1 protein-coding gene is annotated in these 315 nt (G+C 69.8%); it reads right to left on the reverse strand.

All coding sequences use genetic code 11. The annotated features are described in order from the left end of the window. Positions 1-216, reverse strand: a 216-nt coding sequence (locus tag EN852_RS38220; RefSeq protein WP_135879864.1) for a hypothetical protein, incomplete at its 3' end; no start/stop codon positions are given. Positions 217-315 lie beyond the last annotated feature (99 nt).

Below are 315 nucleotides of genomic sequence, written 5' to 3' on the forward strand. Positions count from 1 at the left end.
TTCCAGCCAGCGCAGCTCGCCGGCCTTCGATGACCCGTTCAGCCTCGATCCGGTGGCAACGCCGGCCTCAAACGATGAGCCGGCCGCCGGCCGAGCGGACCCGTTCGGCTTCGGCGACATGGCGTCGCGCAACGATACGCCCGAACCCGCGCCCAGAGCGGCCAGTTTCAACGACGATTTCAGCTTCGGGCCGGCCCCGACGCCCGCTTCCGCCAATGCCGCCGATCCGGTTGCTCGTGTCGAGCGCCCCGCCGAAAAACCACAAGCTGCTCGTCCATGGGAGATACCGGCACAGGCGGCTCCCGCCCCGTCCCG

It is taken from the genome of Mesorhizobium sp. M2E.F.Ca.ET.209.01.1.1 (assembly GCF_004010375.2).
Classification (GTDB): Bacteria; Pseudomonadota; Alphaproteobacteria; order Rhizobiales; family Rhizobiaceae; genus Mesorhizobium.